We start from the raw sequence: 14,402 nt of genomic DNA on the forward strand, positions 1-14,402 counted from the left end.
TACGATAACTTACCTTAACGCGAATTGAAATTAAGCTCAATATAAGATTAAAGTACGTCTTATTAATCATCATAAAGAGCCCAAGCACTATTGGGCATCAACATGTCTTATAGCGCTTGGACTCTTTATTTATATTAATATTATTGATTCCATAATTCTGCTAAACCTTGGAATGAAAAGAAACCTGTAAATAGTGTAACAATTACGGCTACAATTCCAAATATAAGCATCCAAGTTGGGTGATGGTAATCTCCAACAATTCGCTTGTTTTTAGAAGCAATTAATATTGTACCTAATGTAATAGGAAGGATTAATCCATTAAGTGCCCCTGCAATGATTAATAATTTAATAGGTTTCCCGATTGATAAGAAAATCAATGTTGAGATCACGATAAATATTATGACAACATAATTATCAAACTTGTTCAGTTTATGATGCAATGTTTTAATAAAGGTAGTACTAGTGTATGCAGAACCGATCACTGATGACATGGCAGCCGCAAATAAAACAATACCAAAAATATTTTTTCCGATTGGGCCAATAGCATGTTCAAATACCGATGCAGGTGGATTATCTGGGTTTAACGTAACACCGGTTACAACAACACCTAGTACAGCTAAGAATAATAAACCACGCATTACACCAGTTGTCAGTATACCAGTAATTGCTGATCGATTAACAAAAGGTAAGTATTCTTTTCCCTTTATATTAGCATCTAAAATACGGTGCGCACCGGCAAACGTAATATATCCACCAACTGTACCGCCTACTAATGTAATAATAGGTAGTACTAAAGCTGTTGGGTTTTCAGGTAGTATCATATGTTTTGCAGCATCGGCATAAGGTGGGTTAGATTGAAGCATGACATATGCAACGATACCAATCATTAAAATACCTAAAAACATAGTTACAACGTCCATTATTTTTTGACCATTTTTCGATACAAATACTAAAATAGCGATGACAGCTGTTATCGCAGCCCCAATTCTTACATCTAAACTAAAAATAGCATTAAGTCCAAGTCCAGCACCAGCTATATTTCCAATATTAAACGCTAAGCCACCAATTGCTATTAGAATAGAAATAAACGTTCCTAACCCTTTTAAAACATCATTTGCAATTTCTTGACCACGTTGTCCAGTTACAACGAGAACACGCCAAATATTAATTTGAGCCCCGATATCAATAATAATTGATAATAAGATAGCAAAAGCGAAACTAGCTAAGAACTTTTCAGTAAAAACAGCAGTTTGTGTTAAAAATGCTGGACCAATAGCAGATGTTGCCATTAAAAAGACTGATCCTAATAATAAACGTTTATGTGCTTTTGTAAATTTGAATTCACCTGGATTTTCAAGTTTGTTTAAGTTTTTCCCCATTCATTAACCCCCTATTTTGACAATATCAACGTTAACCTCCGAGAGCCTTTTACGAATTTGTTCGACAAATTCTAACGCATGAGCCCCGTCACCGTGCACACAAATGGTGTCAGCAGAAATATCTATATCTTCTCCTGAAATAGCAGTTACTTTATTTTCAGTGACCATTCTAACAACCTGTGCAATGGCCTCATCAGTATCTTCAATAACCGCTCCTTCTTTTTTTCGGCTCACAAGTTGCCCATCTTTTTCGTAGCGACGATCAGCAAATACTTCAGAAGCTGTTTTTAAACCTAATTTTTTAGCTTCATCAATGAGTATAGAATGTGATAATCCAACTAAAACGATTTTTGAATCGACATCCTTAACCGCCTGAGCAATCGCTTGAGCTATTTTTGGATCACGTGCACCCATTTGATACAATGCACCATGAGGTTTAACATGATTCATTTTTACATTTTGGATATCGCAAAAAGCCTTTAAAGCTCCTATTTGATATACAACCATATTATAAATCTCATGTGGTGACATATCTAAATTTCGTCTGCCAAATCCCTGTAAATCATTAAATCCTGGATGAGCACCAATAGCGACACCATTCTCTTTCGCTAATTTAACTGTTTGTGCCATAACGTTTTCGTCACCAGCATGAAAGCCACAAGCAATATTAGCTGAAGTAATAAGTGGTATTATAGCGTCATCATTACCTATTTTATAATTTCCAAAGCTTTCTCCTAAATCACAATTCAAATCAACTTTAGTCATTATGAGCCTCCTTGATAATATCATGACGGTCTAAGAATTTGATGTCTACATCTCTTGCATCACCTTCATAGTATGGTGGATAAGATAAAACAGCATACAGAAAATCAGCAGTTGTAGTAAAACCATCAATAACCATTTCATCAAGTGTAACTTTTAATTTATTGATAGCATGGTTACGATCGTCACCTTTAACAATCACTTTTGCTACTAAAGAATCATAATATGATGACACAGTATAACCGCTATATAACAATGAGTCAACACGAATATTAAAACCTTGTGGCAAATGTAATCTTTCAACGGTACCTGGTGAAGGACGAAAGGCTTGTTCAGGATTTTCAGCATTGATACGTGCCTCGATGACATGACCTTCAAATGGAATCTCTTCTTGTTTAAGTTTTAATTCGCCTTCTTGCATGATTAAGAGTTGTTGTCTCACTAAATCAATGTTAGTTCTCATTTCTGTCACAGTGTGTTCAACTTGTATACGTGCATTCATCTCAATAAAATAATATGCATCTTCAGTTACTAAAAATTCAATTGTTCCTGCACTCCGATAATTTGACGCTTTTGCTACTTTTACCGCATCATTACAAATTTTTTCACGCTTCTCAGGTGTAAGAGCACTACATGGCGATTCTTCAATTAATTTTTGATTTTTACGTTGTACAGAACAGTCCCGCTCGCCTAAATGAATAAAATGGTGTGATCCATCTCCTAATACTTGAACCTCAACATGTTTCGCAACAGGTATAAATGCTTCAACATAAATACGGTCATCGTTAAAGTATTTATTTCCTTCACTTTTCGCTTCTTTAAATGATTGTTCAAGTTGGCTTTCATCTTTAACAATACGAATTCCTTTTCCACCACCGCCACTTGCAGCTTTCAATACGAGTGGATATCCTAGTTCATCTGCTAATTGTTTGACTTCATCAACAGATTCAACTGATGATTTTGATCCAGGAATAATAGGTACCCCTGCTTTATCGACTGTTTGACGTGCTGTGATTTTATCTCCCATTAATTCCATGGTTTCTTTAGTAGGACCAATGAAATAAAGACCTTCGTTTTCTACTTTTTCAGCAAAGACTGGGCTTTCAGATAAAAATCCATAACCAGGGTGAATAGCAGTGGCATGTGTGACTTCGGCAGCTGACAAGATATTACGTATGTTTAAATAACTGTCTAATGGGTTTGCATCGCCTATACACACTGCATAGTCAGCTAACTTTACATGTAAACTATCTTCGTCTCCCACTGCATATACAGCAACTGACTCCATATTCATTTCTCTAAGTGCTCGAATGATTCGAACAGCAATTTCACCTCTATTTGCAATTAGTACACGATTCATATTCTCCCACCTTACTTCAATCTTAAAATAATTTGATTATGTTCAACATTTTCACCATGATCGACAAGGATTTCTACTATTTCCCCGGCTTCATCTGATTTGACTTCGTTCATCACTTTCATCGCTTCTACATAACCAATGATATCGCCTTTGTTAATTTTATCTCCAACTTTGATGACAGGTTTTGTTAATTCTTTTTCATCTTGCAAGTAAAAAGTTCCGATCATTTGAGAGCGTACTTCAGTATACGCTTCATTTTGTTCCGAAGATTGATTAGTTACAATTTCATTATTTTGGGATTGTGTCGTATTAACGTTAACTTCATCATTTGTATAAGTAGATTGTGAAGCAGGCAGGTCTAATTCGAGTTCCATTTCATCATCGCTATATCTAAAATGTTTAGCTCCATAACTTTTTAATAAATTTAAAGTTTGTTCAATTTGTTTTAAATCCATGGTCTACTATCTCCTTTTAATACACTTTTTATTTTTCTTTGAGTTGGACGGATGTGATTTAGATAACGCTTAGGCTTACGTCTTATTTGTGATTTAGCATCTTCTAATTTACGCGCTTTACGTGTTAATATTTCATTTGCTTCATTAAACGTAACCCACTCAAATTTTATGACCTCACCAGGTCGTCGTTGAACAATATCAACTATATCGCAATCAATAACGGTTGCAATTTTTGTATATCCTCCAACAGTTTGCCTATCATTTAAAAGAATAATAGGATTGCCATCGTTGGGTACTTGTATGCTTCCTAATGCCACTGGCTCTGATATAATGTCTGCTGTCTCAATAGGTTTGATAGAATCTCCTTTTAAACGATAACCCATTCGATCAGAGCTTTCAGATACTTTGAACTCGATACGTTCGATTTCTTTAATCGTACGTCTTGAAAAAGATTCAAGTTGTGGGCCATCCATTATACCTATTGGCAACTGTGTTGATGGACTAAAACTAACATAATCTGTCGTTCGTCCAATTAAACTTAAATCAAGTTGTGTAGGTTTGGTTTTTAAAATATCATTTTCTTTTAAAACACGTCCTCGGTAACCACCTACTTTTGTCCTAGTATGTGTGGAATAGCTACCTTCAACTTTTGGAATATCTAGTGGTTCAGCAAAACCTATGTATGCACGCATACCTTTTGTAGCTGTCCCTAAATCTAATACATCACCATTTTCAACTTTAATAACAGTTTGATGTGGGATTTTCTCACCGTTTAATGTTGCCGAAAATATAGCCCCAGTTATTGCAAAGAGATTTTGAGATAGAAACTTTATCTTAGGGCCTATCATAGTTACTTCGATGACTGGTTGACCTTCTGTTTCTAACAATGTGTTTAATATTTCATAACTAGGTCTATCCATGACACCAGCTGGGGAAAAACCTTCTGCTTGATGCCCAAATCGTCCCTCATCTTGAATAGTCGAAAATAACCCCGGTTTAAGAATTTTAATGGTCATCGTCAATCATCACCCATTCATCGTAATCTATTAGTCCTTTTTCGACATATCTTTCAATATGTAAAAATTGTTCTTCATTAATGGGATAAAATTTAATTTTATCTCCAGGTCGATATAATATTTTAGGAGTGCGGTTCAAATCGAATACGTCAATAGGTGTACGACCAATAATTTGCCATCCTCCAGGAGAATCAGCAGGATACACACCTGTTTGATTATTCGCAATGCCCACTGATCCAGCCTTAATTCGTAATCGCGGCTCAGACTTTCGTGGTGTATGAATATGTTCATCAAGTCCGCCTAAAAATGGAAAACCAGGCATAAATCCAATCATATAGACAAGATAATAGCCTTCAGTATGATATCGAATGACATTTTCAACCGATAAATTGTTATGCTCGGCTACAATTTCTAAATCAGGCCCCCATTTACCCCCGTATAAAACTGGAATATTAACAATACGTCGTCTAGTTTGTTCATGCACTCGGTCAAAATTAAAATCATTAAGCTTAAGCTCATCAACTATTGTTTCATAATTGATAGACATTCCATCAAAATAGACTAATATAGCGCGATACGATGGTACAATTTCTTTAACAAATGGATGCTGTAATGAATTGATATAATCGACAACTGCATATACTTCATCGAATATGCGTTCATTAATATTTGCTTCAAAATAAATCATGAATGATTGCTCGCTAATCTGTCTAGAATGCATTTTCATCCCCCTTCCAGAAAACCCTTACAAAAATATTTTAGCATCAAACATCAGCACTGACAATTTGATATTTAACTTCTATTTAAGTTTAGTTATTAAATAAATTAAATTTATATTTAAAGTTAGTTAAATGTAATGATTCTGTATTCATAAATACCTCTAAACCCTTTAGATTAAACACTAGCTTTAAAGCGCTAAAATATGTGGAGATCATTAGATTTGATTCATATTAAATAAGAGGAAGTTAGGGTTTTAAGAGTCGTTCTGTCGAATATAATATGCTTCGACAGAGCACATTTTAGTAAACCACTTATCAGCTCATAAGCACATATTGACACAATAAATATGTCGCACTTAGACAGTCGCTTAGGTTTATAAAATCTTTAACTCTGTTATCCTAACTTCCTCAAAATATTAAAGGGTAAACTTATGAAATTTTTACGATTTTAACATTCATTTCTGCGCCATTTGGTAAAGGTACACGAACTTCATCATTAAGTTGCTTACCAATTAAAGCTTTAGCAATAGGTGATTCGTTTGAAATTTTACCATTAAAAGCATCAGACTCAGCTGATCCAACGATTTGATAACTTTCTTCTTCGTCACCAGGTAATTCAACAAAAGTTACTGTTTTACCGATTTGAACAACGTGATTATCACCGGTATCTTCAATGATTAATGCATGACGTAACATTGTTTCGATACGTTGGATATCTTGTTCGATGAAACCTTGCTCATCTTTAGCTGCATCATACTCTGAGTTCTCTGATAAATCTCCAAAGCTACGCGCGACCTTGATTTTTTCTACAACTTCTGGTCGCTTTACTGTTTTTAATTCTTCTAGTTCTTTTTCTAATTTTTCATAACCCTCTTGAGTCATAGGGTATTGTTTTTGATTTTCCATATTCTTATCATCCTTTAACTTAAATTTGTTTTTGCACGAGTGCTTGAATTTTAGTCGTCATGATATCAATAGCGACTTTGTTACTTCCGCCCTCTGGAATAATTATATCTGCAAACTTTTTTGTCGGTTCGATAAACTGATTGTGCATTGGACGGACCACACTTAAATATTGATCAATGACAGATTCCATTGTTCGACCGCGCTCTTTAGTGTCTCTTAATAGGCGTCTTAAGATTCTTAAATCAGCGTCAGTGTCAACATAAATTTTAACATCCATCATATTTCGAAGTGTTTCATTTTCAAGCGCAAATATGCCTTCTACGATAATAACATCTTTAGGTTCAAAAGCAATTGTTTTATCACTACGCGTATGTTGAGAATAGTTATATGTTGGAACTTCAACAGCAATACCATTTTGCAAATCCTTTAAATTGCTAATTAATAAATCATTATCAAAAGCAAAAGGATGATCATAATTTGTTTCTAACCTTTCTTCAAATGTAAGATGAGATTGATCTTTATAATAATAATCTTGTTCTATTAAAGCGACACTATGGCCTTTGAGTTGATTCATAATTTCATTTGTAACAGATGTTTTACCGGAACCAGAACCACCGGCAATCCCAATTATTGTCGTCGAAGTCAAATTCATACTTCCTTTCTCATCATGTTGTTAGTATAAATAGGATGGTCCACTTTAATTTGTATGATTTGAAGTGGGTGTCGAGCAGCATCTAAACGATTACCTTCTTCATCATAAATGGCTTCAACAACTTGTTTAAATGTTTCTATTTCTGGACCAAAAAATTCTATTTCATCTCCTGGTCTAAAGTGATTTCGTTGTTGGATAGTGGCAATTTTAGAAGATGTATCATAATCCAAAACAAGGCCAACAAAATCATATGGCGCTTTTTTCGAAGATTCATTTCCAAACATTTGTTCTTCATATCCTGGTGTTCCTTCAAAAAATGCGGGTGCAGTGTCTCGATTAGCACATTTATCTAATTCGTGTAACCATTCTGTTTTAATTTTGAAATTTTCAGGATCTGCTGCATAAGCATCAATGACTTTTCGATATACTGATACCACTGTAGCAATATAGTGAATAGACTTCATTCGTCCTTCAATTTTCAACGAATCAATGCCTAAATCCATCATATTAGGTATCGACTCGATTAGTTTTAAGTCACGTGGACTCATAGCAAATGGAGTAGCTTGATTGTCTTTATAATAAATATCTAATTCGCCCTCATTATCAACAGTGAGTAAATCATAGTCCCAACGACAGCTTTGACAACATCCTCCACGATTTGAGTCACGTGCAGTCATATGATTACTTAACGTACAACGACCTGAGTAGGCAATACACATAGCACCATGAATAAATGCTTCAATTTCGATATCAACTTTATCTTTAATTTCTTGCATTTCCATCGCACCAGTTTCTCTTGCTAATACGACTCGGTCTAATCCTTCATTCTTCCAATATTCAACCGCTTTATAATTACTAAGTGATTGCTGTGTTGACAAGTGAATTTCCAATTGAGGTGCCACACGCTTACACGTTTCGATAATCAGTGGATCTGCTACTATAATACCTGTCGCACCTGTTGATTCCAATTGTTTGAGATATGCATCTAAACCGTCAATATTTTCATCATGGGCGATAATATTTGTAGTAATATAAACTTTTGCACCGTAACGATTAGCAAATTCGACACCTTCACGTATTTCATCAATTGTAAAATTATCCGCATTTGAACGTAAACCGTATTCTTGGCCACCTATAAAAACTGCATCAGCACCGTAATGAACTGCGATTTTTAATTTTTCTAGATTACCAGCGGGTGCAAGCAATTCAGGCTTTTTAATTTTTGGCTTTGAATGTGATTGAATTTCATCTAATACCTTCATTTTATCTCTCCTAATTTTTAGTACACCGTTTGCTTAAATAAAAATCCTTCGTCAAATGGACGATGTTCAGGTTGGATTTCTTCTATAGGATCTATTAACATAAATTTTTCATCTTCGTAAGTGTCTGGGTCTTCCTCATATAAATCTATAGCCTCGCGATATTGTTGCGTCACTACATTGATATATTCTTCGCTGTGTAATAGACCGTCAATTTTAAAACTATCGATACCTGCCTCAAAAAGAGGTTCTAATTCTTCAATTAAACAAATATCATTTGGAGACATAATATGGGTACCATTATAATCTTCATATACAGGATATTTATTTTCACGTTCCTCATCGTAAAGTAAGAGCTGTGTATCTTCATTTAAATTTTGACGTTCAATTTTCATTTGTCTCTCTTGAAAGGTGTAATAATTACCTAGTAACATTCGTTTTGACTGGAACATACAAGTCATACCATGAACTTGTACTTCAATTTCCACGTCGCTATTTTCTTTAATGCTAATAATTTCTTCCAAGCTAAGTTCTCTAGCTAAAACAGCTCTTTTTGCCCCTCTTCGCCCCCAATAATTACATTGAAAATGATTTGTAACAAGTGTTTCTGCATTCCAATGTAAAGGAATTGGATTAGCTTGTTCTTGTACTATCATCACAACAGCTGGATCACCGAAAATAATACGATCCACTTGTATTTCATGTAAAAAGCGAATATAATCTTCAACTGCTGGAATATGATAATTATGGAATATGCCATTAACAGCAGCATACGCCTTTTTATCAGCCTCATGAATGAGTGCTACAGCTTTTCGCATATCTTCTTTGTTAAACTCTCCTGCTAATCGCAAACCGAACTTTTCTTCACCAATAATAAAAGCATCAGCACCTTTTTCGATTAAAGTTTCAATGTGTGCTATTGATTTTGGTGTTACAACTAATTCAGTCATTTTAATTCTCCTTTACTGAGATGGCTAATCCATCATCCATGTTTATAAAATTCGTTGTATAATTTTCATTTTGACTCAACCATTTATTAAATTTTTGTATTTTCTTCACCATTTGTTTTACATTTCGACTTCTAACAATAGAAATATCAGAGACAAAGTCATGATATAGTATATTGTCAATAATAATCATACCATTCATACTCAAAAGTGGTTCGTATAACTCAAAGAAACGCTGTGACTGTGCCTTTGCAGCATCAATGAAAATCATATCATACATGACATCATTCACATCTTGAAATGCTTCTAGAGCGTCTTTTTCAATAAGTCTGATTTGCGTTTGATAGCCTAATTGCTCGATATTATTTTTGGCTTCTTGAATCATTTTAGGATCACGTTCAATAGTTGTAACTTTAATACTTGAATCAACTGATGCAAATTGCATACTACTATATCCTATCGCACTACCAATTTCCAAAATATGTTTAGGTTTATGGATACGTATCAATTGTTGAATTAAATCTAACGACAGTTGATGAATAATAGGAACTTGATTTTCTTCTGCGTAACGTCTTAACGCATCTATTTTTGAATTATATTTTTTTAAACCTTTAAAGTAATGGGTATTTTTATTTTCCATATTTAAACTTCCTTTTGTAATAATCAAAAAATAAACCAGTCTGTTGACTGATTTAAATGAAGGGATGAAAAGTTTTATTACGCTTTGATACAATGGGGTATTACAAACGCAAATGATTGCGCTCATGATGTCTTACAATCATTTAAAAAGCGTATAAAATTCGTGACATACGTTTAAATAACTTCTATATATTTTATCATAATCATCAACTGATTTTAAAGAGAAATTCAAATATTTCTTTGGTTAGATGACTCATATAAATACGAGTACAAATATAACAATCTTAAAAAGATGATATATTTGTACTCGTCATGTAAAATAATTATTTGAATTTATGCAACTTAACTTTCTGGATCATCCATATTTGTGTTCACAACTTCTTCAATCATATCCCATTCTTCATCAGTTTCAACGGGCAAAAACTTACCCCCTTCACCTGAATCATCAGCTTGATTAATCATTGGAATCAACTCGATAAAGTCATCATCATCAGCTTGGGCTCCTTCTTCAGCTAAAATGACATAGTCTTTATCAAATTCAGGATGATAAAACTCTAACATTTTTCTATATAACACTTCGTTGCCATTTTCATCAAAAAGTGTTAATAATTGTTCTTCATTATTAATTTCAAATTCGTTATTTTGACTATCTGTCATGATTATTCGCTCCTTAATTTAATGAATCTAAGTAACCTTGTAAAATGAATACAGCGGCCATTTTATCAATAACTTTTTTTCTCTTTGCACGAGATACATCGGCTTCTAGCAATGATTTTTCAGCAGCCATTGTACTTAGCCTTTCATCCCACATGATGACTTCTATATGTGGAAGTGACTCAAGCAATGCTTCTTTATATTTTATTGATGCTTCACCACGAAAACCAATCGAATTATTCATATTTTTCGGTAATCCAATGACAACTGTACCTACATTTTCTTTTTCTATTATATTCATTAAAGCATCTATTCCTAATTGGTTTTCTTCTTCATTAATATGGAGTGTATCTAATCCTTGTGCCGTCCATCCCATTAAATCACTTATGGCAACACCAACTGTTTTACTGCCTACATCTAGACCAATAATCTTTTGTTTAAGCATCAGGGTTTGAACTGTGATGGTTCAAATAATACATCACTAACTCTTTCATAATCTCATCACGATCGATATGTCTAATTTGGTTTCTAGCTTCATTATGACGCGGGATATACGCTGGATCACCTGATAGTAGATATCCTACGATTTGATTTTCAGCATTGTAACCACGTTCTTCCAACGTTTGATATACATTTTTTAATACCATTTCGACATTTTCTTTTGGAATTTCTTCTGAGTTGAATTTCATAGTTTTATCAAAATTTGACATAGATACAACACTCCTTAAATCATAATTTTCGACAAACGACTGGGATTCCATCTTTTCTAAACGTATTACTTTCTACATTTCATTCGTTTTAATGACTTTAGTTTTAGATGTGACTGTGCACTTATGGATTAGAAAACTGTTACATATCTATCTTACAAAATTGTAGTTTGGATTAGATTGATTTAATATAATTTTTAATAAATTGTAATGCCTCTGTTATCTTTTCAGGTTGCGTTCCGCCTCCTTGAGCCAAATCAGGACGGCCGCCTCCTTTACCACCTACTTGAGGTGCTAAGTTTTTAATGATATCTCCGGCTTTAATTTTGTCTGTATAATTTTTAGGAACAGATGCAATCAATCCCACTTTTTCATTATGACGACTTGCTAAAATGATAACTGTATCTTGTAATTTCGATTTGAAATCATCCATTGTTGACCTTAAAGCTTTTGGATTATCTACTTCTATTTCTGAGATTAAAACAGGTAAGTCATTAATCATTATCACTTGATCTTTAATGTCGCCCATTTTCAGTTGATTGATTTCTTTATTTTTTTCATCTAGTTGTTGTTGTAATGCTTTTTCATTGCTTTGTAATTGAATGGTTTTTTCAATAACTTGTGAATCATCTTTTGCTTTCAGTTGAACTTTAACATTTTTGAAAAGTTCTAAATAGTGTTCAAGGTATAAGAATGCTTCTTGACCTGTAACAGCCTCTATTCTTCTAATACCTGCTCCAGTTCCAGATTCACTTACAATTTTAAACAAACCGATTTCAGAAGTGTTAGAAACATGTGTGCCTCCGCATAGTTCAATAGAGAAAGGACGCATATCAACAACTCGTACAACATCACCATACTTTTCGCCAAATAATGCCATTGCTCCTAATGATTTTGCGTCTTCAATTGACATTTCGTGAATTTGGACATGAATATTATTCCAAATTTCTTGATTTACTTTTTGTTCAACAAGCGCAACTTCTTCTTTGGTCATTGGTGCAATATGTGAAAAGTCAAAGCGAAGACGTTTACTTTCAACTAATGAACCAGCTTGATTAACGTGATTACCTAATACTTCTTTTAAAGCTGCATGGAGTAAATGTGTTGCACTATGATTTTTCTTAATAGCCTCTCGTTCTGTTGCATTGACTTTGACGTGACACGGATCATTTGTATGAATTGTACCAAATTTAACATAACCTTTATGCAAGTGCTGACCATTAGGTGCTTTAGTCACTTCAGTTACTTCAATTTCAAATGACTCGCCCTCAACTATGCCATTATCAGCAACTTGACCACCACTCACAGCATAAAATGGTGTTTTATCTAGTATAAAAAATATGGTTTCGCCACTTTCAGCTTGTTGGACACGTTTACCATTTAAAATAATATCAGTCATTTGAGATTGAGATTGCAAAGTATCGTAACCAACGAATTCACTTTTTGTTGTAATGTTTTTAAGGACTTCATTTTGAACTTGCATTGACTGACTGTTCTGACGTGCTTGTCTTGCTCTATCACGTTGTGCTTGCATATGCGTTTCAAAAGATTCCATGTCGATTTTAAGGCCTTCATTTTCAGCGATTTCTTCGGTTAATTCAATCGGGAAACCATATGTGTCATATAACTTGAAGGCATCAGACCCAGCGATTGTATTTTGATTCATTTTTGCTTCAGCTATCATATCATTTAGAATGGATAAACCTTCTTCTAATGTTTCATGGAATCTTTCTTCTTCTGATTGAATGACTTTCGCAATGAAATCTTGTTTTTCTTTAACGTTTGGATAATAGGGTTCCATAATCGTTGCTACAATTTCAACAAGTTTATACATGAATGGTTCATTAATATTAAGGCTTTGGCTAAATCTAACTGCACGTCTAAGTAAGCGGCGTAATACATAACCTCGCCCTTCATTTGCTGGTAAAGCACCGTCCGAAATAGCAAATGCAATAGTTCTAATATGATCTGCAATAACTTTAAAGGCAACATCTAAAGAATCATCAACAAGATACTTTTGGCCAGAAACTTTCTCAACTTCTTCAATAATAGGTATAAACAAATCTGTTTCATAGTTTGTTTTTACATCTTGAGATATTGAGGCCATACGCTCCAGACCCATCCCGGTATCAATATTTTTATTTGGTAGTGGTGTGTAGCTATGATCTTTATTATGATTAAATTCACTAAATACAAGGTTCCATACCTCTAAATATCTTTCATTTTCTCCCCCAGGATACATTTCTTCTTTAGGATCCTTTGTACCATATGATTCCCCACGGTCATAAAAAATTTCGGTATTTGGACCGGATGGCCCTTCACCAATATCCCAGAAGTTCCCCTCTATACGAATAATACGGTCTTCTGTTAAACCAATCATATCATGCCATAATCGATATGCTTCAGTGTCTTCAGGATGAATCGTTACATATAGTTTTGCTGGATCGATAGCCATCCACTTCTCACTCGTTAAAAATTCCCAAGCATATTCGATAGCTTCACGTTTAAAATAATCACCAATTGAAAAATTACCCAACATTTCAAAAAATGTATGATGACGTGCTGTAAAACCAACATTCTCAATATCATTCGTTCGAATTGATTTTTGCGCATTAACAATTCTCGGTTTTTGAGGTATTTCACGTCCGTCAAAATACTTTTTTAAAGTCGCTACACCTGAATTAATCCAAAGTAATGAATTATCATCAATTGGCACTAAAGGTGCAGATGGTTCAACCATATGACCTTTTTCCTTAAAAAAGTCTATATACATTTGTCTAATTTCACTCGCTTTTAATCGCTTCATTTACAGCCACTCCTTTATACAGTTCAAAAAAATAAAAAAACACCCATCCACAAAAGGGACGAATGCTTCGCGGTACCACCCTAGTTATGATTATATCTAATCATCACTCATTAAATATCGACATGGATACATAGTAGCGTT

15 protein-coding genes are annotated in these 14,402 nt (G+C 34.0%); all 15 read right to left on the bottom strand.

The genetic code is table 11. The features are described 5' to 3' along the window. Positions 1 to 140: 140 nt before the first annotated feature. The 15 genes from C7J90_RS09585 to alaS all read right to left on the bottom strand — a co-directional run bounded on the left by C7J90_RS09585 (position 141) and on the right by alaS (position 14,261). Positions 141 to 1,379 carry an NRAMP family divalent metal transporter gene (locus C7J90_RS09585; protein ID WP_103209964.1) on the bottom strand — a complete coding sequence of 413 codons (1,239 nt, stop codon included), beginning with the start codon at positions 1,377 to 1,379 and terminating at the stop codon, positions 141 to 143. Between the two features lie 3 nt (positions 1,380 to 1,382). After that, positions 1,383 to 2,144, bottom strand: a complete 762-nt coding sequence (pxpA, locus tag C7J90_RS09590; protein WP_103209966.1) for a 5-oxoprolinase subunit PxpA — start codon at positions 2,142 to 2,144, stop codon at positions 1,383 to 1,385. Next, a complete protein-coding gene (locus tag C7J90_RS09595; RefSeq protein ID WP_103209968.1) occupies positions 2,137 to 3,501 on the bottom strand; it encodes an acetyl-CoA carboxylase biotin carboxylase subunit in 1,365 nt (454 codons plus the stop codon). Before C7J90_RS09595 ends, pxpA begins: the two co-directional genes overlap by 8 nt. Before the next feature lie 11 nt (positions 3,502 to 3,512). Further along, on the bottom strand, positions 3,513 to 3,956 hold the full coding sequence (locus C7J90_RS09600; RefSeq protein WP_103209969.1) for an acetyl-CoA carboxylase biotin carboxyl carrier protein: 444 nt from the start codon (positions 3,954 to 3,956) through the stop codon (positions 3,513 to 3,515). Then, positions 3,947 to 4,972, bottom strand: a complete 1,026-nt coding sequence (locus C7J90_RS09605) for a 5-oxoprolinase subunit C family protein (protein ID WP_103209971.1) — start codon at positions 4,970 to 4,972, stop codon at positions 3,947 to 3,949. The genes C7J90_RS09600 and C7J90_RS09605 overlap by 10 nt, the downstream gene beginning before the upstream one ends. After that, on the bottom strand, positions 4,962 to 5,693 hold the full coding sequence (gene pxpB, locus C7J90_RS09610) for a 5-oxoprolinase subunit PxpB (RefSeq protein WP_103209973.1): 732 nt from the start codon (positions 5,691 to 5,693) through the stop codon (positions 4,962 to 4,964). The genes C7J90_RS09605 and pxpB overlap by 11 nt, the downstream gene beginning before the upstream one ends. A 427-nt stretch (positions 5,694 to 6,120) precedes the next feature. Then, complete coding sequence (gene greA, locus C7J90_RS09615; RefSeq protein ID WP_103209974.1) at positions 6,121 to 6,597, bottom strand: transcription elongation factor GreA; 477 nt, start codon at positions 6,595 to 6,597, stop codon at positions 6,121 to 6,123. 19 nt (positions 6,598 to 6,616) lie between these two features. Next, positions 6,617 to 7,243, bottom strand: coding sequence for a uridine kinase (udk, locus tag C7J90_RS09620; protein WP_103210002.1), 627 nt, complete (start codon positions 7,241 to 7,243; stop codon positions 6,617 to 6,619). A gap of 2 nt (positions 7,244 to 7,245) precedes the next feature. Continuing rightward, the gene (locus C7J90_RS09625; protein WP_103209976.1) at positions 7,246 to 8,511 is read right to left on the bottom strand and encodes a peptidase U32 family protein; all 1,266 of its coding nucleotides are present in this window, start codon (positions 8,509 to 8,511) and stop codon (positions 7,246 to 7,248) included. Between the two features lie 17 nt (positions 8,512 to 8,528). After that, positions 8,529 to 9,458: a peptidase U32 family protein gene (locus C7J90_RS09630; protein ID WP_103209977.1), complete on the bottom strand. Its 930-nt coding sequence runs from the start codon at positions 9,456 to 9,458 to the stop codon at positions 8,529 to 8,531. A 1-nt stretch (position 9,459) separates the two neighbouring features. Next, a complete protein-coding gene (locus C7J90_RS09635) occupies positions 9,460 to 10,095 on the bottom strand; it encodes an O-methyltransferase (protein ID WP_103209979.1) in 636 nt (211 codons plus the stop codon). A gap of 341 nt (positions 10,096 to 10,436) precedes the next feature. Beyond that, the gene (locus tag C7J90_RS09640; RefSeq protein ID WP_103209980.1) at positions 10,437 to 10,751 is read right to left on the bottom strand and encodes a DUF1292 domain-containing protein; all 315 of its coding nucleotides are present in this window, start codon (positions 10,749 to 10,751) and stop codon (positions 10,437 to 10,439) included. 13 nt (positions 10,752 to 10,764) lie between these two features. Next, on the bottom strand, positions 10,765 to 11,193 hold the full coding sequence (gene ruvX, locus C7J90_RS09645) for a Holliday junction resolvase RuvX (protein ID WP_103209982.1): 429 nt from the start codon (positions 11,191 to 11,193) through the stop codon (positions 10,765 to 10,767). Beyond that, complete coding sequence (locus C7J90_RS09650; RefSeq protein WP_103209984.1) at positions 11,186 to 11,458, bottom strand: IreB family regulatory phosphoprotein; 273 nt, start codon at positions 11,456 to 11,458, stop codon at positions 11,186 to 11,188. Before C7J90_RS09650 ends, ruvX begins: the two co-directional genes overlap by 8 nt. 172 nt (positions 11,459 to 11,630) lie before the next feature. Further along, positions 11,631 to 14,261, bottom strand: a complete 2,631-nt coding sequence (gene alaS, locus C7J90_RS09655; protein ID WP_103209986.1) for an alanine--tRNA ligase — start codon at positions 14,259 to 14,261, stop codon at positions 11,631 to 11,633. Positions 14,262 to 14,402: the final 141 nt, after the last annotated feature.

Origin of the sequence: Staphylococcus felis (genome assembly GCF_003012915.1) — a bacterium.
In the GTDB taxonomy this organism is placed as follows: Bacteria; Bacillota; Bacilli; order Staphylococcales; family Staphylococcaceae; genus Staphylococcus; species Staphylococcus felis.

Bases quoted from the DNA above. Each gene is read 5' to 3' on its own strand.
- C7J90_RS09625 (WP_103209976.1), bottom strand. From the start codon at position 8,511: ATGAAGGTATTAGATGAAATTCAATCACATTCAAAGCCAAAAATTAAA.
- C7J90_RS09595 (WP_103209968.1), bottom strand. From the start codon at position 3,501: ATGAATCGTGTACTAATTGCAAATAGAGGTGAAATTGCTGTTCGAATC.
- C7J90_RS09630 (WP_103209977.1), bottom strand. From the start codon at position 9,458: ATGACTGAATTAGTTGTAACACCAAAATCAATAGCACACATTGAAACT.
- C7J90_RS09605 (WP_103209971.1), bottom strand. From the start codon at position 4,972: ATGACCATTAAAATTCTTAAACCGGGGTTATTTTCGACTATTCAAGAT.
- C7J90_RS09585 (WP_103209964.1), bottom strand. From the start codon at position 1,379: ATGGGGAAAAACTTAAACAAACTTGAAAATCCAGGTGAATTCAAATTT.
- C7J90_RS09635 (WP_103209979.1), bottom strand. From the start codon at position 10,095: ATGGAAAATAAAAATACCCATTACTTTAAAGGTTTAAAAAAATATAAT.
- pxpA (WP_103209966.1), bottom strand. From the start codon at position 2,144: ATGACTAAAGTTGATTTGAATTGTGATTTAGGAGAAAGCTTTGGAAAT.
- C7J90_RS09650 (WP_103209984.1), bottom strand. From the start codon at position 11,458: ATGTCAAATTTTGATAAAACTATGAAATTCAACTCAGAAGAAATTCCA.
- C7J90_RS09640 (WP_103209980.1), bottom strand. From the start codon at position 10,751: ATGACAGATAGTCAAAATAACGAATTTGAAATTAATAATGAAGAACAA.
- C7J90_RS09600 (WP_103209969.1), bottom strand. From the start codon at position 3,956: ATGGATTTAAAACAAATTGAACAAACTTTAAATTTATTAAAAAGTTAT.
- ruvX (WP_103209982.1), bottom strand. From the start codon at position 11,193: ATGCTTAAACAAAAGATTATTGGTCTAGATGTAGGCAGTAAAACAGTT.
- pxpB (WP_103209973.1), bottom strand. From the start codon at position 5,693: ATGCATTCTAGACAGATTAGCGAGCAATCATTCATGATTTATTTTGAA.
- greA (WP_103209974.1), bottom strand. From the start codon at position 6,597: ATGGAAAATCAAAAACAATACCCTATGACTCAAGAGGGTTATGAAAAA.
- alaS (WP_103209986.1), bottom strand. From the start codon at position 14,261: ATGAAGCGATTAAAAGCGAGTGAAATTAGACAAATGTATATAGACTTT.